Source organism: Streptomyces pristinaespiralis (genome assembly GCF_001278075.1).
Lineage (GTDB): Bacteria > Actinomycetota > Actinomycetes > Streptomycetales > Streptomycetaceae > Streptomyces > Streptomyces pristinaespiralis.
In genome coordinates this window covers 7,202,054-7,220,312 of the sequence record NZ_CP011340.1, presented here as the reverse complement: position 1 = coordinate 7,220,312, position 18,259 = coordinate 7,202,054, and the positions used below count along the sequence as shown (strand labels likewise).

General features: G+C 71.4%; 20 protein-coding genes. 8 read left to right on the top strand and 12 right to left on the bottom strand.

All coding sequences use genetic code 11. The annotated features are described in order from the left end of the window. Positions 1-5: 5 nt before the first annotated feature. Both tuf and SPRI_RS31000 read right to left on the bottom strand, forming a co-directional pair. Positions 6-1,175 (bottom strand): elongation factor Tu, encoded by a 1,170-nt coding sequence (gene tuf / locus SPRI_RS31005; protein ID WP_005320257.1) that lies wholly within the window; start codon positions 1,173-1,175, stop codon positions 6-8. A gap of 306 nt (positions 1,176-1,481) precedes the next feature. After that, positions 1,482-2,180 carry a DNA alkylation repair protein gene (locus SPRI_RS31000; RefSeq protein ID WP_037775317.1) on the bottom strand — a complete coding sequence of 233 codons (699 nt, stop codon included), beginning with the start codon at positions 2,178-2,180 and terminating at the stop codon, positions 1,482-1,484. A 49-nt stretch (positions 2,181-2,229) separates the two neighbouring features. Between SPRI_RS31000 and SPRI_RS30995 the strand changes: the two genes are divergently transcribed. The 4 genes from SPRI_RS30995 (at position 2,230) to SPRI_RS30980 (ending at position 5,698) form a co-directional block, all read left to right on the top strand. After that, the gene (locus SPRI_RS30995; RefSeq protein ID WP_005320255.1) at positions 2,230-3,066 is read left to right on the top strand and encodes a TVP38/TMEM64 family protein; all 837 of its coding nucleotides are present in this window, start codon (positions 2,230-2,232) and stop codon (positions 3,064-3,066) included. 258 nt (positions 3,067-3,324) lie between these two features. Continuing rightward, positions 3,325-4,200, top strand: a complete 876-nt coding sequence (locus SPRI_RS30990) for an undecaprenyl-diphosphate phosphatase (protein ID WP_005320254.1) — start codon at positions 3,325-3,327, stop codon at positions 4,198-4,200. A gap of 54 nt (positions 4,201-4,254) precedes the next feature. Continuing rightward, positions 4,255-4,434: a hypothetical protein gene (locus SPRI_RS30985; protein ID WP_005320253.1), complete on the top strand. Its 180-nt coding sequence runs from the start codon at positions 4,255-4,257 to the stop codon at positions 4,432-4,434. A 100-nt stretch (positions 4,435-4,534) separates the two neighbouring features. Further along, positions 4,535-5,698: a methyltransferase gene (locus SPRI_RS30980; protein WP_037775316.1), complete on the top strand. Its 1,164-nt coding sequence runs from the start codon at positions 4,535-4,537 to the stop codon at positions 5,696-5,698. A gap of 3 nt (positions 5,699-5,701) precedes the next feature. Here the strand turns inward: SPRI_RS30980 and SPRI_RS30975 are convergent, their stop codons facing one another. Beyond that, positions 5,702-6,325 (bottom strand): flavin reductase family protein, encoded by a 624-nt coding sequence (locus tag SPRI_RS30975; RefSeq protein WP_005320251.1) that lies wholly within the window; start codon positions 6,323-6,325, stop codon positions 5,702-5,704. Between the two features lie 89 nt (positions 6,326-6,414). On the opposite strand from SPRI_RS30975, the gene SPRI_RS30970 reads away from it, so the two are divergent. Beyond that, positions 6,415-6,873: a nuclear transport factor 2 family protein gene (locus SPRI_RS30970; RefSeq protein WP_005320250.1), complete on the top strand. Its 459-nt coding sequence runs from the start codon at positions 6,415-6,417 to the stop codon at positions 6,871-6,873. 191 nt (positions 6,874-7,064) lie between these two features. Beyond that, a complete protein-coding gene (gene lnt / locus SPRI_RS30965; RefSeq protein WP_053557540.1) occupies positions 7,065-8,696 on the top strand; it encodes an apolipoprotein N-acyltransferase in 1,632 nt (543 codons plus the stop codon). Here the strand turns inward: lnt and SPRI_RS30960 are convergent. Both SPRI_RS30960 and SPRI_RS30955 read right to left on the bottom strand, forming a co-directional pair. Then, the gene (locus tag SPRI_RS30960; RefSeq protein ID WP_005320247.1) at positions 8,620-9,525 is read right to left on the bottom strand and encodes a Gfo/Idh/MocA family protein; all 906 of its coding nucleotides are present in this window, start codon (positions 9,523-9,525) and stop codon (positions 8,620-8,622) included. The genes lnt and SPRI_RS30960 overlap by 77 nt on opposite strands. A 28-nt stretch (positions 9,526-9,553) precedes the next feature. Beyond that, on the bottom strand, positions 9,554-10,804 hold the full coding sequence (locus tag SPRI_RS30955; protein ID WP_053557539.1) for an FAD-dependent monooxygenase: 1,251 nt from the start codon (positions 10,802-10,804) through the stop codon (positions 9,554-9,556). A gap of 83 nt (positions 10,805-10,887) precedes the next feature. Here SPRI_RS30955 and SPRI_RS30950 point away from each other — a divergent pair, with 83 nt between their 5' ends. Both SPRI_RS30950 and SPRI_RS30945 read left to right on the top strand, forming a co-directional pair. Then, entirely contained in the window at positions 10,888-11,502 is a 615-nt protein-coding gene (locus SPRI_RS30950; RefSeq protein ID WP_005320241.1) for a TetR/AcrR family transcriptional regulator, read from the top strand. 40 nt (positions 11,503-11,542) lie between these two features. Further along, entirely contained in the window at positions 11,543-12,055 is a 513-nt protein-coding gene (locus SPRI_RS30945) for a DinB family protein (protein WP_037777119.1), read from the top strand. A 22-nt stretch (positions 12,056-12,077) separates the two neighbouring features. Here the strand turns inward: SPRI_RS30945 and SPRI_RS30940 are convergent, their stop codons facing one another. The 7 genes from SPRI_RS30940 to SPRI_RS30910 all read right to left on the bottom strand — a co-directional run bounded on the left by SPRI_RS30940 (position 12,078) and on the right by SPRI_RS30910 (position 18,108). After that, the gene (locus SPRI_RS30940; protein ID WP_005320237.1) at positions 12,078-12,548 is read right to left on the bottom strand and encodes a tetratricopeptide repeat protein; all 471 of its coding nucleotides are present in this window, start codon (positions 12,546-12,548) and stop codon (positions 12,078-12,080) included. Positions 12,549-12,665: 117 nt separating this feature from the next. Further along, complete coding sequence (locus tag SPRI_RS30935; RefSeq protein ID WP_005320235.1) at positions 12,666-13,349, bottom strand: uracil-DNA glycosylase; 684 nt, start codon at positions 13,347-13,349, stop codon at positions 12,666-12,668. Between the two features lie 79 nt (positions 13,350-13,428). Then, positions 13,429-15,003: an ABC transporter substrate-binding protein gene (locus SPRI_RS30930; RefSeq protein WP_005320232.1), complete on the bottom strand. Its 1,575-nt coding sequence runs from the start codon at positions 15,001-15,003 to the stop codon at positions 13,429-13,431. A gap of 127 nt (positions 15,004-15,130) precedes the next feature. Further along, complete coding sequence (locus SPRI_RS30925; RefSeq protein WP_005320230.1) at positions 15,131-15,910, bottom strand: SDR family oxidoreductase; 780 nt, start codon at positions 15,908-15,910, stop codon at positions 15,131-15,133. Positions 15,911-15,927: 17 nt separating this feature from the next. Further along, complete coding sequence (fabG, locus tag SPRI_RS30920; protein WP_053557538.1) at positions 15,928-16,689, bottom strand: 3-oxoacyl-ACP reductase FabG; 762 nt, start codon at positions 16,687-16,689, stop codon at positions 15,928-15,930. 172 nt (positions 16,690-16,861) lie between these two features. Continuing rightward, the gene (locus tag SPRI_RS30915) at positions 16,862-17,245 is read right to left on the bottom strand and encodes a DUF3037 domain-containing protein (RefSeq protein ID WP_005320226.1); all 384 of its coding nucleotides are present in this window, start codon (positions 17,243-17,245) and stop codon (positions 16,862-16,864) included. Then, positions 17,242-18,108, bottom strand: a complete 867-nt coding sequence (locus tag SPRI_RS30910; protein ID WP_005320224.1) for a HipA family kinase — start codon at positions 18,106-18,108, stop codon at positions 17,242-17,244. The genes SPRI_RS30915 and SPRI_RS30910 overlap by 4 nt, the downstream gene beginning before the upstream one ends. Between the last annotated feature and the right edge of the window lie 151 nt (positions 18,109-18,259).

Genomic DNA, 18,259 nt, shown 5'->3' with positions numbered 1-18,259 from the left:
CCGCCTCACAGCACGGCCGTCACCGTGCCCGCGCCGACCGTGCGGCCGCCCTCGCGGATCGCGAAGCCGAGCCCGGGCTCGAGCGGGACGTCCCGGCCGAGCTCGACGGTCAGCGTCACCGTCTCGCCGGGCCGTGCCACGCCGGTCCCGCCGAGGTCGATGTCGCCGACGACGTCCGCGGTGCGGATGTAGAACTGCGGCCGGTAGCCGGTGGAGACCGGTGTGCTCCGGCCGCCCTCACGGGCGGACAGCACGTACACCTGCGCGGTGAAGCGCCGGCTCGGCACGACGCTGCCGGGCGCGGCGACGACGTGGCCGCGTCGGACCCGGTCGCGGTGCAGACCGCGGAGCAGCAGCGCCACGTTGTCCCCGGCCTCGGCCGACTCCATCGGCTTGCCGAAGGTCTCCAGTCCCGTCACCACGCTCTCGGTGTCCGCGCCGAGCACCTGCACGCGGTCGCCGACCCGTACGGTGCCGCGCTCGACGGCCCCGGTGACGACGGTCCCGCGCCCCGTGATGGTGAGCACGTTCTCCACCGGCAGCAGGAACGGCGCGTCCGTGTACCTGACCGGCATCGACACATAGGTGTCGACGGCGTCGAGCAGTGCCTCGACGGCGGCCGTCCAGCGCGGGTCGCCCTCGAGCGCCCGCAGCCCCGAGACACGCACGACCGGCGCGGCGTCGCCGCCGTACCCGTGTGCGGTCAGGAGCTCCCGGACCTCCAGCTCGACGAGGTCGGTCAGCTCGTCGTCCCCCGCGTCGGCCTTGTTGATGGCGACGACGATGTGGTCGACGCCCACCTGGCGGGCGAGCAGCACGTGCTCCGCGGTCTGCGGCATGACGCCGTCGAGCGCGGAGACGACGAGGATCGCGCCGTCCAGCTGGGCGGCGCCGGTGACCATGTTCTTGACGTAGTCGGCGTGACCCGGCATGTCCACGTGGGCGTAGTGGCGGGTGTCGGTCTCGTACTCGACGTGCGCGATGTTGATGGTGATGCCCCGCGCGGCCTCCTCGGGCGCCCGGTCGATCCTGTCGAACGGCACGAACGTGCCGCTCCCCCGCTCACTGAGGACTTTGGTGATGGCGGCGGTCAGGGTGGTCTTGCCGTGGTCGACGTGGCCCATGGTGCCGATGTTCAGGTGCGGCTTGGTCCGCACGTATGCCGTCTTGGGCATGGCGCGTTGGTTCCTTCCCGGAACTCGAAGTGTGGGACCCCTGGGCCTGGCCGACCCTCCCCCTGCGGGGTCCGCCGGACGATCCGGGAAGGGTCAGCTTCGGGCGCCGTCGAGGGGCGCCGTGACAGCACCGGCTGCGGGAGGAACGGCAGCCTTCGGCGCGTCCGCGACTGCGGACCGCGCTGCGAGGAAGGCGTGCCTGAACATGGGTGAATGATCGCCCGCCGAGGGTGCGGGCGTCGAACGGTTTTCCCGGCGGGCCGCTTCACGCGGGAGCGGATCGCCGGGGGCCCGTCATCCGCGCCGTCACAGGTGCTTGAGCGCCTCGCGGGCGGACAGCGGCGACAGGCGGTCCCGGGCGCCGTCGACGAACTGCCGTACGGCGTCGGGGTCGGTCGCGGCGTACTGGCGCAGGGCCCAGCCGATCGCCTTGCGGACGAAGAAGTCGGGGTGGCCGGCCTGACGGAGGCAGTGGTCGAACAGCCTGCCGCTGTCCGTCGCGGCCCGGAAGCGCAGTTGGTGCAGGAGTGCCGTGCGCACCACCCACACGTCCTCGTCGTCGATCCATTCGTCCATCACGGCCCCGAGCGCCGGATCGGCGGCCACCAGGGGTCCGACGACATGAACGGCGAGCACGTCGACGGTGTCCCACCAGGGCACGGTGGTGACGAGCCGGCGTGCCACCGGCAGGAAGCCGGAGGAGCAGCGGCCGACGTGGCGGCGGAGGTAGTCGGCGGCGAAGTAGTGGTACTCCCGCTCGGGCAGTGCCCAGCAGCGCAGGGCCACGGCCGTGCAGTCGGCCTCGTCGGGCCGGGGCGTGCCGGCGAGCACCGTGCGGGACAGCTTTCTCCGTTCGGGCGTGGGGATGCCGAGGAACGGGGCGACGCCCTTCATGTACGCGGCGGCCTTGGCGGCACGGTCCGCGTCCGCCGCGGCCGGATACACGACGACGAGCCGGTCCATGACGGTCCCGGCGAGATCGCTGCGCGGTACGACGTGCGTCATACGGCACACAATAAGGCGATCACGGGCGGCTGTCGGTTAGTCTCCCCGGATGCTCGACCCCGTCCCCAGGCCGGCATCCGGCCTCGCCTTCCGCTGTTCCAGGGCGCTGTTCTCGCCCTGGTCGCGGCTGTCCCTTCTCGCGGTGGTGCTGGCCTCCGCGGCGGTGACGGTCCTGCTCTACGAGCCGCAGCGGCTGCTCTCGGCGGGCTGGCCGCCGCAGTTGGGCGGGCCGGCGGCCGTCGTGCTGTTCGGCGTCGGGTACGGGGTGTGCACGGCGGCGTTCGTGCCGCGGCCGATCCTCAATCTGGCGGCGGGGGCGCTGTTCGGTTCGCAGGCCGGGCTCGCGGCGGCACTCGCCGGCACGGTGCTGGGGGCCGGCATCGCCTTCACGCTGGGCCGGTTGCTCGGTCAGGAAGCGCTCCGGCCGCTGCTGCGGGGCCGCTGGCTGAAGGCCGCCGACGGTCAGCTCAGCCGGCACGGTTTCCGTTCGATGCTGGCGATCCGGCTGTTCCCGGGTGTGCCGTTCGCCGCCGCCAACTACTGCGCGGCCGTGTCCCGCATGGGCTATCTGCCCTTTCTCCTGGCGACCGGTCTGGGCTCGATCCCCAACACGGCGGCGTACGTGGTCGCCGGCAGCCGGGCGGGCTCGCCGACGTCTCCCGCCTTCCTGATAGCGATGGGCTTCATCGTGGTGACGGGCCTGGCCGCCGCCGCGGTCGCCTGGACCAAGCGCCACCGCCTCCGCGGCACCGAGGATCGGGGCGCCGGCGACACCGAGGGCCGCACCACCGAAGCCCGCATCGCCGGCACTTCCGACGCCCGCGTCGCCGAAGGCGCGGCACCGGCAGCCGAGTCGCCGAAGGCATCGAACACCGCAGCGGCGTAGGAGTCCCCGGCCGCTGCGGCACGCGCGCGGGAACACCGTGCGCCGGTCCCGCCGCCGCCTCTTGGGACCCGCGTGCGACGGGCGCGGGCGGGGCCGTGTCCCGCCCCTGCGGCGGGGGCTGCGGCAAGCGCTTCATTTTGGGGCGCTACGCTGCCACCCGGCGCCGGCCCGATGACGTACGTGAGTCGTATCTCACGGGTCATGTGCCTTCGCGCGCGCCTGACAGACCGTGATCAGCTCTTGGGTGGCGTAGCTTTCATGTCTTGGTTCGAATCATTCATCCTCGGGCTCGTCCAGGGGCTGACGGAGTTCCTCCCCATCTCCTCCAGCGCGCATCTCCGGCTCACCGCCGCGTTCGCTGGCTGGCACGACCCGGGGGCCGCGTTCACCGCGATCACCCAGATCGGCACGGAGACGGCCGTCCTCATCTATTTCCGCAAGGACATCGCCCGGATCGTGTCCGCGTGGTTCAGGTCGCTCACCGACAAGGCGATGCGCGGCGACCACGACGCGCAGATGGGCTGGCTCGTGATCGTCGGCTCTATCCCGATCGGTGTGCTGGGCGTCACGCTGAAGGACCAGATCGAGGGCCCGTTCCGTGATCTGCGCCTCATCGCCACGACTTTGATCGTCATGGGCATCGTCCTCGGCTTCGCGGACCGGCTCGCCGCCCGTGACGAGGCGGGCGGCCGGCACCGGGTGGTCAAGGAGCGCAAGACGCTCAAGGATTTGAGCGTCCGCGACGGTCTGATCTACGGCGTCTGCCAGGCGATGGCGCTGATCCCGGGCGTCTCCCGCTCCGGCGCCACCATCAGCGGCGGTCTGCTGATGGGCTACACCCGTGAGGCGGCGGCCCGTTACTCGTTCCTGCTCGCGATCCCCGCCGTGCTGGCGTCGGGGCTGTTCGAGCTCAAGGACGCGGGCGAGGGCGGCCATGTGTCGTGGGGGCCGACGATCTTCGCGACGGTCATCGCCTTCGGTGTGGGCTACGCGGTGATCGCCTGGTTCATGAAATTCATCACTACGAAGAGCTTCATGCCGTTCGTGATCTACCGGATTCTGCTCGGAATCCTGCTGTACATCCTGGTGGGGACGGATGTGCTGAGCCCGCACGCGGGTGAGTCGGGGGACTGAGCGAGCAGTTCGCGGGGAAGACGGGCGCGGCACCGAGGCCGTAACCTGGCAAACATGTCCGCCTTTCCCCGCGAGTCCGAATCCGAAACCTTGTTGTCCGCATCCGAGCTGAACGCACGGATCCGAGAGCTGTGGGCCGACGGCGCGCTGCCCGAGGACCGGCGTCCGGAGTACGAGGCACTGGTGGTGGAGTGGGCCGCTGCGGCACGCGAGGACGTACAGCGCGCCGCGTAGCGAGCAGCGGCCGGCGCCGGCACCCCGTGCTGCCGCTGCCCGGCCGCGCCGCCCGGCGGCGGGCAGTGTCCCTCCCCCGCTCGGCTAGCCTGAGTGCACGATGAACCGTCTGACCACGCCATGGGGCGCGTACGAGCTCGCCCGCTTCCCCGAGGACCCGCGCGACACGCTCCGCGCCTGGGACGCCGCCGACGAGTACCTGCTCCGCCATCTGCACGGCATCGACGACGCCCCGCCGGTGGACCTGTCCGGCACGGTGGCCGTCGTCGGCGACCGGTGGGGCGCGCTGGTCACCTCCCTCGCCGCCCACGCGACCGGGGAGATCATCCAGATCACCGACTCCTTCCTGGGCCAGGAGGCGACCCGCGGCAATCTCCGCCGAGGGGGCGTCGAGCCGGGCGCGGTGAGGCTGCTCACCGCGAGGGACGAACCACCGGAGCACATCGACGTGCTCCTGATCCGGGTGCCGAAGAGTCTCGCGCTGCTCGAGGACCAGCTGCACCGGCTGGCGCCGTCCGTGGACGCGGACACCGTCGTCGTCGGCACGGGCATGGTCACGGAGATCCACACGTCCACGCTGAAGCTGTTCGAGCGCATCCTCGGGCCCACCAGGACGTCACTCGCGGTGAAGAAGGCGCGGCTGATCTTCTGCAGCCCCGACCCGGCCCTCCCCCGGCTCCCGAGCCCGTGGCCGCTGCGGTACGCCCTGCCGTCCGACACCGGGGTCCTCGCCGGCCGCACCGTCACCAACCACGCGGGCATCTTCTGCGCGGAACGCCTCGACATCGGCACCCGCTTCTTCCTCCGCCACCTGCCGCGGCGCCACGGCCCGGCGCGGGTCGTGGACCTGGGCTGCGGCAACGGCGTGGTCGGCACGGCGGCGGCACTGGCCGATCCCGAGGCGGAAATCACCTTCGTCGACGAGTCGTACTCCGCCGTGGCCTCCGCGGAGGCCACCTTCCAGGACAACGTGCCGTCCGGCACGGCGAAGTTCCTGGTCGGCGACGGGCTGTCCGCCCTCGCGGACGCGTCGGTCGACCTCGTCCTGAACAACCCGCCGTTCCACTCGCACCGCGCGACGACCGACACGGCGGCACGGCGGATGTTCGCCGACGCGCGCCGCGCGCTGCGTCCCGGTGGTGAGCTCTGGGTCGTCGGCAACCGGCATCTCGGCTACCACGTGCGGCTCCGGCGGCTGTTCGGAAACTGCGAAGTCGTCGCCGGCGACCCCAAGTTCGTCGTGCTCAAGGCCGTACGGCGCTGAGCCTCAGCGGGCCGGCCGCGCCTGCGTCTCCTGCCAACGGCTGTACGGGACACGGGAGATCTCTCGCACGCCGCCGAGCGTGCCCCACTCGTCCCTGCCGAGCCGGGTCAGCGGCGCCAGCCTGGTCACCTCGGGGTGCCCCTCCGCCATGACCTCCTCGCTGACCGCGGCATGCACCACCCTGCCGAAGACGACGGTCGAGTCGCCGAGCCGCAGGGTGCTGTGCAGTTCGCACTCGAGAGCCACGGGTGATGCCGCGACCCGCGGCGGCTTCACCCGCAGGCCGGGCTCCCTGGTAACGCCGACGGCGTCGAACTCGCTGACCCCACGGGGGAAATCCGTCGCCGTGGCGTTGATCTGCTCGAACATGCTCTCCGGCGCGAAGTTCACCACGAACTCCCCCGTCTCCTCGATGTTGCGCAAGGAGTCCTTGCGCCCGACCGAGGTGAACTGGACGACCGGCGGTGCCACGCACGAGATCGTGAAGAACGAGTGCGGGGCGAGATTGTCGGTGCCGTCCGCCGAGGTGGTGGACACCCAGGCGATGGGGCGTGGCACGACGGTCGCCGTCAGCAGCCGGTAGAAGGCGTCGCGGTCACAGCGGGCGGGATCGAAGTCGATGCGCATGGGTGGAGTATGGCCGGTTGCCGACGCCGTGCGGGTGACGGGTGTGCACGGCTCTTGGCCTGGCACGCCGCCTGGCCGACACTGACCCGATGACACAGCGCGTGGATCTGGCGACCGTGATGGACAGGCTCGCCGTCGACGATGTCGTCACCGGCTACGCGGTGGCCGTCGACGACGGCGACTGGGACGCCTACCGGGCGCTGTTCACCGGCGACGGCCGGGCCGACTACCGCGGCTCCGGCGGTATCGAGGGGCCGGCGGCCGAGGTCGCCGAGTGGCTGGCGCGTGCGATGCGGCTCTTTCCCGTCCGTCAGCACCTCATCGTGAACCGGCGGGTGACTGTCCAGGACCTGGGCGGGTATCCGGGTGACCGGGCCGAGGTGCGCGCCGACTACCTCAATCCGATGCGGACGCAATCCGGCGACGAGTTCGTGTCGGGCGGCCGTTACGGCTTCGTCCTGACCCGCGAGGAAGCAGGATGGCGGCTGCGGTCCGTGGTGATCGAGGAGAAGTGGCGGCGCGGCGGCGGGCAGCCCGTCGACGCCTGACGCGGCGGGAACGCGGCGCCCGGCGACGCTGAGGCGAGAGGTACGCCGCGCTCGGCGACGCCTGAGGGCGCCGCGATGTACTCCTCGTGGCCCCTGGGACGGGAGAGGCGCACTGTTCGTCGGCGCCGATCTTCGCGCACACTGGTGGTGAACGGCTCGTGGCCCCTCGAGGCCGGACGAGGAGGCGCTGCATGCGGATTCCGGTCGGCAGGCGGGACAGGACGCGGTACGACGGGCACGAGCAGTTTCTCCGTTCACGGGGGCCGCGCGGCGCCGTCGCGGTCGTGACGGGCGCGCTGCCCGTGCTCGCCTTTCCGGAGCCGTCCCTGTGGTGGTTCGCCTATCTGGCCCTGGTCCCGTGGATGCTGCTGCTGCGCACGGCGCCCAACGCCCGTCGTGCGGCGTTCGAGGGCTGGCTCGGCGGTGCCGGTTTCATGATCGCCATGCATCACTGGCTGCTGCCGAGCCTCCATGTCTTCCTGTTGGTGCTGGCCGCGCTGCTGGGCCTGTTGTGGGCGCCGTGGGGGGTGCTCGTGCGCCTCATGCTCGGCGGGACGCCCTCGACGGCCCGCGCGGTGGCGGCCGTCGGCGCCGTCCCCGCCGGCTGGCTCATGATCGAACTGGTCCGCTCCTGGGAGGGGCTGGGCGGCCCGTGGGGCCTGCTGGGCGCGAGCCAGTGGGAGGTGACGCCCGCCCTGCGGCTGGCCTCGGTCGGCGGTGTCTGGCTGGTGAGTCTGCTGGTGCTGGCCGTCAACACGGTGGCCGTGCTGCTCCTGGCGGTCAGGAGCGCCCGTCGCCCCGCGCTGGCGGCGCTCGTCCTCTGCTCGACCGCCGTGACCCTGGTGTGGGTGTGGGCGCCCCAGCCGCGTGAGTCGGGCCGGCTGCGGATCGCGGTGGTCCAGCCGGGGGTCGTCGGCGGCATGCTCAGCGCGGAGCGGCGCTTCGACCGCGGCGAGGAGCTGACGCGCGAAGTGAAGGGGCGCGATCCCGATCTGGTGGTCTGGGGCGAGAGCAGCGTCGGCGCGGACCTCGGGACACGGCCCGATCTGGCCGAGCGCCTCGGCGCGCTGTCCGGCGAGGTCGGCGCCCCCGTCCTGGTCAATGTGGACGCGCGGAGTGAAGACGCCTCCGGTGCGCCGGGGATCTACAAGAGTTCGGTGCTCGTCGGCCCGGACGGGCCGACCGGGGACCGGTACGACAAGATGCGGCTCGTTCCGTTCGGTGAGTACATCCCGGCCAGGTCGCTCCTCGGCTGGGCCACGTCGGTGGGCCGCGCGGCGGGCGAGGACCGGCTGCGTGGGAACGCTCCGGTGGTGATGACGCTGCCGGGTGACGGCACACAGGCACCCGGTCCGCGGCTCGGGCCGCTGGTCTGTTTCGAGTCGGCGTTCCCCGACATGAGCCGGCGGCTGACCCGGGACGGCGCGCAGGTGCTGGTGGCCCAGTCGGCGACGTCGTCGTTCCAGGAGAGCTGGGCCCCCGAGCAGCACGCGTCGCTGGCGGCGCTGCGCGCGGCGGAGAGCGGCCGGCCGATGGTGCATGCCACGCTCACCGGCGTGAGCGCGGTGTACGCGGCGGGCGGCGAGCGTGTCGGAGCACCGCTCTCGACGGAGAGGAGCACCGCCGCGGTCTACGACGTGCCGCTGGCGACCGGCAGCACGCTGTACGTCAGGTTCGGTGACTGGGCGGTGTACGCGTCGGTGGCGCTGCTCGCCGTGCTGGGTGCCGCCGGCGGTCTGCGTGTCCTCAGGCGGCCTGCTCCAGGGCGAGCCGGACCACCCGCTCGCACAACTCGTGAGTCCTCAAGGCGTCCTGTGCGCTGAGGACCTTCCCCGCACGTACGGAGTCGAGGAAGGAGTGCACGACCTGCTCGATGCCGCGCTGGCGGGCCACCGGCACCCAGTCGCCGCGCCGCCGGACGCTGGGCTGGCCCTTGTGGTCGACGATCTCGGCGAGGTTGCGCACCTCGCGCTTGGAGTCCTGCCCCGAGACCTCGAGGATCTCCTCCGTCGAGCCGCTCATCCGGTTCATGACGCCGATGGCGGTGAATCCGTCCCCCGACAGCTGGAGCACGATGTGGTGCATCAGCCCGTCGACGACGCGTGCCCGTACGTCGGTGTGGTCGACGGTTCCCGGAAGGAGGAAGCGCAGGGTGTCCACGACATGGATGAAGTCGTCGAGCACGAGGGTGCGCGGGTCCTCGGGGAGGCCGACGCGGTTCTTCTGCATCAGGATCAGTTCGCGCGGGTGCTCGAGGCACTGGGCGTAGCCGGGGGCGAACCTGCGGTTGAAACCGACGGCGAGGCTGGTGCCGCGCTCCTCCGCCAGCGCCACGAGCCGTTCGGAGTCGGCCAGTTCGTAGGCGAGCGGCTTGTCGACGTAGGTCGCCACGCCGGCCTCGAGCAGCCGGGTGACGATCTCGGCGTGGGCGGAGGTCGACGCGTGGACGAACGCCGCGTCCAGCCCCTGGGCGAGGAGGGAGCCGAGGTCGGTGTGGCAGCGCTCGGGGGGGATGTGGTGGGTCTCCGCGGTCCGGGTCAGGGTGGCCGGCGTGCGGGTGTGCAGGTGCAGCTCGACCCCGGGCAGAGTGGTGAGCACCGGCAGGTACGCCTTGCGCGCGATGTCGCCGAGCCCGATGCAGCCGACCTTCACGGGGTTCCCCCTCACATGCCCGGCCGGCTCACCGCCGTGCCGGTCGTTCTTCGTGCGCGCCCGGCTCTCCGTGCGCGTCCTGTGCTCCGGCAGCATACGTGCGCCGTGGTGGCCGCCAGTCGGCGATGCCGTCGAAGGTCCGCAGGACCAGGCCGGGGCCGAGACGGGAGACGGTGGACATGAGGGCGTCGCGGACGGCGACCGCGGGTGTGCCGCTCAGCGACATCAGCCGGGCGACCTGTGCCGACTTGCGGACGATCGCCGCGGTGCGCGGCTGCCGCTCCGCGCTGTAGGCGGCGAGCCCGGCGCCGAGGTCGAGGCCGGTGGCCGTGTGGTGGGCGAGGACGATCGCGTCCTCGATGGCCTGGTTGCCGCCCTGGCCGAGCGTCGGGGCCATGGCGTGGGCGGCGTCGCCGAGGAGCACGGTACGGCCGCGGTGGTAGGCGGGCAGCGGCCGGATCATGTGGTGGACGTCGTTGCGGAGCACGCTCTTCGGTGCGGCGGCGGCGATGATGCCGGGGACGGGGTCGTGCCAGTCGCCGAACCTGCGCAGCAGTTCGGCCTTCTCACCGTCGGGTGCCTTGCCGCCCTGCGGGGCGGTGGCCGCCGCGTAGGCGTAGACGCGGCCGTCCTTGAGGGGCTGGGTCCCCCACAGGGAGCCGGGGCCCCAGGTCTCGTGCGGTTCGAAGGGCAGCTCCGGCGCGGGGACGACCACGCGCCAGGTGGTCAGCCCGGAGTAGGCGGGCCCCGGGTGGGCGGGGAAGAGGGCACGGCGCACCGCGGAGTGGATACCGTCGGCGCCGATGACGAGGTCAGCCTCGATGTCGCCGTCGGGGGTGGTCACCCGGGCGGGGCGGCCGCCGGCGATGCCCGCGTCGGCCAGTTCGCCGGGGCAGCCGGTGCGGACGGTGCCCTCGGGCAGTCTGCGGGCGATCCGGTCGATCAGGGTGGCGCGGTGGACGAGCACGAGAGGCCCGCCGAAGCGTTCGGCGGCGGCGCCGCTGTCGGTGCGGGACAGCCAGCGGCCGGCCGGGTTCCGCATCCCGCCGGCGCCCTGCCAGGCGGCCAGGCCGCGGATCTCGTCGCCGAGTCCGACGACGTCGAGCGCGCGCTGGGAGTTGGGGGCGAGCCCGATGCCCGCGCCGACGGGCTCGAGGGACGCGGCCCTCTCCAGGACGGTGACCTGCCAGCCGTGCTGCCGCAGGGCGACGGCCGCGGTGAGGCCGCCGATCCCGCTGCCGACGACGACGGCGTGAGCGGTTTTCCGCGGTACGGGCATGTCTGCTCCTTCACTCGGTAACTACACCTGTAGTGACACGGCCAACGCTACTACACCTGTAGTTGCGACGGTAGATTGACCGCATGGCCGCACGCACCGCCCCGCCCGGCGCCCCTCGGGCAGAACTCATCGCCGACACCGCGCTCGCGCTCCTCGCCGAGCGCGGCATGCGCGGGCTCACCCACCGCGCCGTGGACGAGGCGGCGGGTCTGCCCCAGGGCTCGACCTCCAACCACGCCCGCACCCGCCAGGCACTGCTCGAGGCGGCGGTGCGCAGGCTGGCGGACCGCGAGGCGGCCGTCCTCACCGTGGCGGAGTTGCCGTCGGCCATGGGCGGCAGGGGCGACCTGCTGGACGCCATGGCGCTCGCGCTGCACCGCTATCTGACGGGTCACCCCGAACTGCTCGTCGCCCGCTACGAGCTGGCCCTGGAGGCCACCCGGCGCCCGGAGCTGCGCGAGTTCTACGACCGGACGGGCAGCCGCTTCCGTGCCCCGCTCAACGCGCTGATGGCAGAGGCGGGTTCGCCGGAGCCGGAACGGCACGCCCTGTCCCTCGTCGCATGGTGCGAGGGGCTGATGTTCGCCTGCGCCGTCGGCTCCTACCACGCGGCGGTACCGAGCGCGGAGGAACTGCGCCAAGGGTTCCAGGAGTTGTTGCGCGGCATGCTCGGCCCACAAACCGGACAAAGCGAATAACTCGTGGCCGTAAAGCGGGAGGTGACGCAGGATGATCGTCATGACCACCGATACACGTACCGAGCCGTCCACCACCGCCGACGAACGCGCCATGCTGGAAGGCTTCCTGGACTACCACCGCGAGACGCTGATCATGAAGTGCGCCGGTCTGGACGACGCACAGCTGCGGACGGCCGCGCTGGCGCCCTCCGAGCTCACCCTGCTGGGCCTCGTACGCCACCTCGCCGAGGTCGAGCGCTACTGGTTCCGCGAGATCATGGAGGACGAGGACCTGCCCGACCTGTACTCCACGGAGGAGGACGGGGACAGGGACTTCCATGTGACCGCGCAGGACACCTGGGCCGAGGCGCACGCGACCTGGCTCACCCAGGTCGCCGATGCCCGCAAGGTCACCGAAGCGCACGGACTCGACGACCTGTCCCTGTCCCGCGGCCGTGGCGGTGAGCCGTTCAGCCTGCGCTGGATCCTCACCCACATGATCGAGGAGTACGCCCGCCACAACGGCCACGCCGACCTGCTGCGCGAACACATCGACGGTGTCACGGGCGAGTGACCCGGCGGGACCGGCAGGCGGCTCAGCCGGCCCGTAGGGTGCGCTCCAGGCGGTCGATGGCGGCCCGCACCCCGCGGCCGTAGCCGTCGTCCCCCAGGGCGTCCGTGGACGCGCGTGCCCGGTCCAGATGGGCGCGCGCCTCCTCGGGGCGGCGCAGCTTGACGTAGTCCGCCGCCAGATTCAGATGGAGCGAGGGGTACAGGGCCCGCACAGCGAGCGTCTGGTGCCGGGCGAGCCGTTCGTCGCTCAGCCCGTCGGCCGCCGACAGGGCACGCAGATCCCAGGCCAGCTCGTCCGCCGGGTCGTCCTGGACGTCCGCCATGCAGTGGGCGAGTGTGCAGCGGTGCAGGGCGTCCCCCTCCTCGCCGATCTCCGACCAGAGCAGGGCGAAGCGATTGCGCGCCTCCTCGCGGTCTCCCCCGTGCAGCAGCATCATCGCCTGCCCGATCCTGGTCATGACGATGTCCTGCGACGCCTCCTGCTGCTCCATCACTGTGGCCTCCTCGTCCGCGGCGAAGTGCTGCTTGAGGAAACCGACGCTAGCCGCCGCCGGGGCCGATCCCGCACAGGCTCGGGCGGCGGCCCCGGCCTGTCAGCCGGGTGCGCCGATTCAGCCGATGTCGGGGATGCGCCAGTCGATGGGCTCGTGGCCCTGCGCGGCGACGGCCTCGTTGATCTGGGTGAACGGCCGCGAGCCGAAGAACTTCTTCGCGGACAGCGGCGAGGGGTGCGCCCCCTTCACCACGGCATGCCGCTCCTCGTCGATGAGCGGCAGCTTCTTCTGCGCGTAGTTGCCCCACAGGACGAAGACGGCCGGGTCCGGCCGGGAGGCCACCGCGCGGATCACCGCGTCGGTCACCTTCTCCCAGCCCTTGCCCTTGTGGGAGTTGGCCTCGCCGGCCCGGACGGTCAGCACCGCGTTGAGCAGCAGCACGCCTTGGCGCGCCCACGGCATGAGATAGCCGTTGTCCGGGACCGGGTGGCCGAGCTCGCTCTGCATCTCCTTGTAGATGTTGCGCAAGGACGGCGGGGTCTTGACGCCCGGCCGCACCGAGAAGCAGAGACCGTGCCCCTGGCCCTCGCCGTGGTACGGGTCCTGGCCGAGGATGAGCACCTTCACCCGCTCGTACGGCGTGGCCTCCAGTGCGGCGAACACCTCCGCGCTCGGCGGATACACCGGCCCGTTGGCCCGCTCCTTCTCGACGAACTCGGTGAGCTCCTTGAAGTACGGCTTCTGCAGCTCTTCGCCGAGGACGCCGCGCCAGGACTCGGGCAGCAAGTCGGTGTCGGTCACGTCAACAACCTCCGTCTGAGGGCAGGTTCCGAGATCACGGAACCGGGATCTCAGAACCTACCCGGGGGCACTGACAGCGCTACCAGCTGGCCTTGCGGTACAGCTCCCACACCTGCATGACGGTCTGCGGGTCGAGCGAACGCTCGCCGCCGCCGATCTCCTCGCTGGCCGCCACGTACAGTTTGCCCTGCCACAGCGGCAGCAGGCGAACGTCGTCGACGAGGATCTCCTGCGCCTTCTCGAACTGCTTGGTGACCGCTCCGCGGTCGCTCTCACGCCGGGACTGCACGAGCTGCTCGGAGATCTCGGGCGCCTCGTACGGGGTGCCGAGGACGTTGTTCGGGCCGACGAACGGCGCGATGAAGTTGTCCGGGTCCGGGAAGTCCGGGAACCAGCCACGGCCGAAGACCGGGTACTGGCCCGCCTGGTAGCCCTTCTGGAACTCGGCCCACGGCTTGCCCTGGATGGAGATCTTGAACAGGCCGGTCGCCTCGAGCTGCCGCTTGAGCTCGGCGAACTCGGGAGCCGTCGCGGAGCCGTACCGGTCGGTGGTGTACCAGAAGCTCAGCGACACGGGCTCGGTGATGCCCGCGTCCTCGAGGATCTCCTCCGCCTTCTTGACGTCCGGCTCGCCGTAGCGGTCGAAGAACTCGGTGGTGTGCCCGGCGATGCCCTTGGGGACCATCGAGTACAGCGGCTCCGCCGTGCCCTTGTAGACCTTCTCCACCAGCGCGCCGCGGTCGACGATCTGGGCGATCGCTCGGCGCACCGCCAGCTTGCCGGCGCCCGGGTCGGACGGGTTGAAAACGAGGTAGCGGATGTCGGCGCCGACCGTCTCGACGAGCTGGAGGTGATCGTTCTCCGGCTTCTTCTCCTGGAGTTCGACGACCTGCTCCGCGGTCAGACCGCGGTTGATCGCGTCGATCTCCTGCTTCTTCAGGGCCGTCATCATGAGGGCGGAGTCCTGGAAGTAGCGGATCGTCACCGCGTCGTTCTTGATCTTGGCGAAGCCCTTGTACTTGGCGAAGCGGGTCAGCTCGGCCCGCTCGCCCTTCTCGTAGGAGGCCAGGGCGTACGGGCCGGAGCCGGTGAGCTTGCCGTCCTCACGGAGCTTGTCGGCCGGGTACTCGGAGGGCGGCACGATCGACATGGCCGGGGTGGCGAGGATGAACGGGAACGTGGCGTCGGCCGTCTTGAGCCGGAAGGTCACAATGCGGTCACCGGTCGTCTCCACCTTGTCGAGCGACCCCAGCAGACCCTTCGGACCACCCTGCACGGCGATGGTCCGGATGCGGTCGATGGAGTGCTTGACCGCGGTGGCGTCGAGCTTGTCGCCGTTGGTGAAGGTGAGACCCTCCCGCAGCTCGCACTCGAAGACCTTGTTGGCGGTGTCGGCGAAGCGGCACTCGGCCGCGTCGGACTGCGGCACGGTGCTCCCCGTCGGGAAGCTCACCAGGGTCTGGAAGACGTTCCGGTACAGCTCCCACGAACCGTCCCAGGCGGCAGCCGGGTCGAGAGTGCTCGGCTCGCTGGTCGTACCGACGGAGATCTTCTGTTCACGGTCGGCGTCCTCGTCCGAGAACAGGCCGCACCCCGCCAGCAGAGATATGGACGCTAGGGCTGCAGCGGCCTGCAGACAGGTCCGGTAGAACACGTGCACGCTCCTCGTTCAGCCATGGGTCGGCGAACCATACCGCAGCGCCCCGCCGGGTCAACCTGGAGGCCCGGCGGGGCACTTGGATCATTCAGGAACAAACCGCCTCAGGGCGGTCCGATGGGCGTCAGTGGACGCCCGCGTTGAGGAAGATACCGCCGTCCACGACGAGCGTCTGCCCCGTGATCCAGTCCGACTGCTCGGACGTGAGGAACGCGGCGGCGCCACCGATGTCCGAAGGCACCCCGAGCCGCCCCAGCGGGTAGGCGGCGGCCGCCTCGGCCTCCCGGCCCTCGTAGAGCGCCTCCGCGAACTTGGTCTTGATCACCGCGGGGGCGATGGCGTTGACGCGTACGGACGGCGCGAGCTCGTGCGCCAGCTGGAGCGTCAGGTTGACCATGGCCGCCTTGCTCATGCCGTACGCACCGATGAAGGGCGACGCGGAGACACCGGCGACCGAGGCGATGTTCACGATCGCACCGCCGTTCTCCTTCTGCCATGCCTTCCATGTCTGCTGCGCGAAGCCGAGGGCGGAGATCACGTTGGTCTCGTAGACCTTGCGCGCCACGTTCAGGTCGAGTTCGGCGATCGGGCCGAAGACCGGGTTGGTGCCGGCGTTGTTGACCAGGAAGTCGACGCGGCCGAAGGCCTCCATCGTGCGCTCGACCGCCGCCGCCTGGTGGGCCTCGTCGTGGGCCTTGCCCGCCACGGCGATGACCCGGTCGGCGCCGAGCCGCTCCACGGCCTCCTTCAGGGCCTCCTCGCCGCGGCCGGTGATGCACACCCGGTCGCCGCGGGCGACGAGCGCCTCCGCGATGCCGTACCCGATGCCCCGGCTCGCGCCGGTGATCAGCGCGACCTTGCCGCTGTCCGCGACCTGCTCCGCGCCTGCTGTCTGTGCTGCCATGTCGTTCGGACCCCGATTCAGTTGAGCGGGCCGCCGGCCACGTACATGACCTGGCCGGAGACGAATCCGGCGTCGTCACCGGCGAAGAAGGCGATCGCATTCGCGACGTCCTCGGGCCGGCCCACGCGCTGGACGGGGATCTGGGTGGCGGCGGCGGCCTGGAACTCCTCGAAGCCCATGCCGACACGGGCCGCCGTCTGCGCCGTCATCTCGGTGACGATGAAGCCGGGGGCGACGGCGTTGGCGGTGATGCCGAACTTGCCGAGCTCCTTGGCCAGGGTCTTGGTGAAGCCCTGGAGGCCGGCCTTGACCGCCGCGTAGTTCGCCTGGCCGCGGTTGCCGAGCGCCGAGGACGAGGACAGGGAGACGATCCGGCCGAAGCCGGCGTCGACCATGTGCTTCTGGCAGGCCTTGGCCATCAGGAACGCGCCCTTGAGGTGCACGTTGACCACGGTGTCCCAGTCGGACTCGCTCATCTTGAAGAGCAGGTTGTCGCGGAGCACACCGGCGTTGTTCACCAGGATCGTCGGCGCGCCGAGCTCGGCCGCGACGCGCGCCACGGCGGCCTCCACCTGCGCGGCGTCGGAGACGTCGCAGCCCACCGCGAGCGCCTTGCCGCCGGCTGCGGTGATCTTCTCGACCGTGTCCTTGCAGGCCGCCTCGTCGAGGTCGAGTACGGCTACGGCGCGGCCGTCGGCCGCGAGCCGGACGGCGGCGGCGGCGCCGATGCCGCGCGCGCCCCCGGTAACGACAGCCACACGCTGCTCGCTGGTGGACATTCTGGTTCTCCTCGCCCTTGAAGCCCGTCGATCCCTGTGCCGGTGATGCTCACGGCCCTTGACTGAGCAACCGCTTAGTACCTTCGGCAGACAGGACGCTAGAAGCCCTGGCACGCGGTGTCAACGGCACCAGGGATCCACGGCGCATGTCACATCGATCAGCCCGCGTCCGTCAGCGCACCAGCAGGTCGAGCAGACGCTCCACCTCCGCCGCCGGATCGGCGGTGAGCCCGGTGTGCACCGGTCCCGGCTGAACGACCGTGGACCGGGGGGCGATCAGCCAGCGGAAGCGCCGGCCCGCGTCGTCACGTGCGGCCTGTCCCGCGTCGTCACCACCCCGGCAGACACCCTCCACGGCATGGAGGGCCGCCCGTACCCCGGTCACGTCAGCCGCCGGGTCGAGCGCCCGCAGCTTCGCCTCGTCGAGGTGGGTGCGGGCGGCCACGAAGGTCCTGGCACGGCAGTAGACCACCACGCCCGCGTTGAAGCACTCCCCGCGCTCGACCCGCGGCACCACGCGCAGCAGCGCGTACTCGAAAACATCGCGGTCGTTCACCGGCGTGCGTCCTTCTCGTCCGTCTGCGCGTGCTTCTTCGGGGCGTGCGGCCACGGCGTCGCGTGTTCGGTCAGCCAGCCGGGCGCCTGGGACGGCCGGGACTTCGTCGGGGGGTTCAGCGTGATCCGCTCGTGGATCGTCGCGGCACGCGGCAGCAGGGCCTCCACATAGGAACGGCGCAGCGCGTCGGTGGAGTCGAAGCCCGGCTCGTCGACCAGCCACTCGTCGGGTACGTCCGCCGCGACCTCGGTGAGCAGTTCCTCCGTCACCAACGGCGCGAGCTCGGCGGCGGCCGCCGCGACGTCCGGGCCGAAGGGGGCCAGGGCGTGGTCGGACGCGTCGTACGGCTTGGCGGCGGAGGCGGCCGCGCCCGGCCAGTTGTGGTGCCAGATCATGGTGGCGCCGTGGTCGATGAGCCAGAGGTCCCCGTGCCACACGAGCATGTTGGGGTTGCGCCAGGACCGGTCCACGTTGTTGATCAGCGCGTCGAACCAGACGACCTTGCCGGCCTCGGCGGCGGAGACCTCGTAGGCGAGCGGATCGAACCCGAGCGAGCCCGGCAGGAAGTCCATGCCGAGGTTGAGCCCGCCACTGGCCTTGAGCAGCTCCTGCACCTCCTGGTCCGGCTCCGAGAGACCGATGACCGGGTCCAGCTGGATCGTGACGAGGTCGGGCACCCGCAGCCCGAGCCGCCGCCCGAGCTCCCCGCAGATGACCTCCGCGACAAGGGTCTTGCGCCCTTGCCCGGCGCCGGTGAACTTCATGACGTAGGTGCCGAGATCGTCGGCCTCGACGATCCCGGGGAGCGAGCCGCCCTCGCGCAGGGGCGTGACGTAACGGGTCGCGGTGACCTCTGTAAGCATTTTCCCAGGCTATCCGGTGGCTGTACTTCAGGATCAACGGCGTGGCCGGAACCGTCACTTCCGCGCGTCCGACCCTTCGCCGACTCCGGGCTTCCCCTCCGGCGGAGCCGGTCGCGCGGCGACGCGGAAAGGGACCGCCCGATGTCCGCCT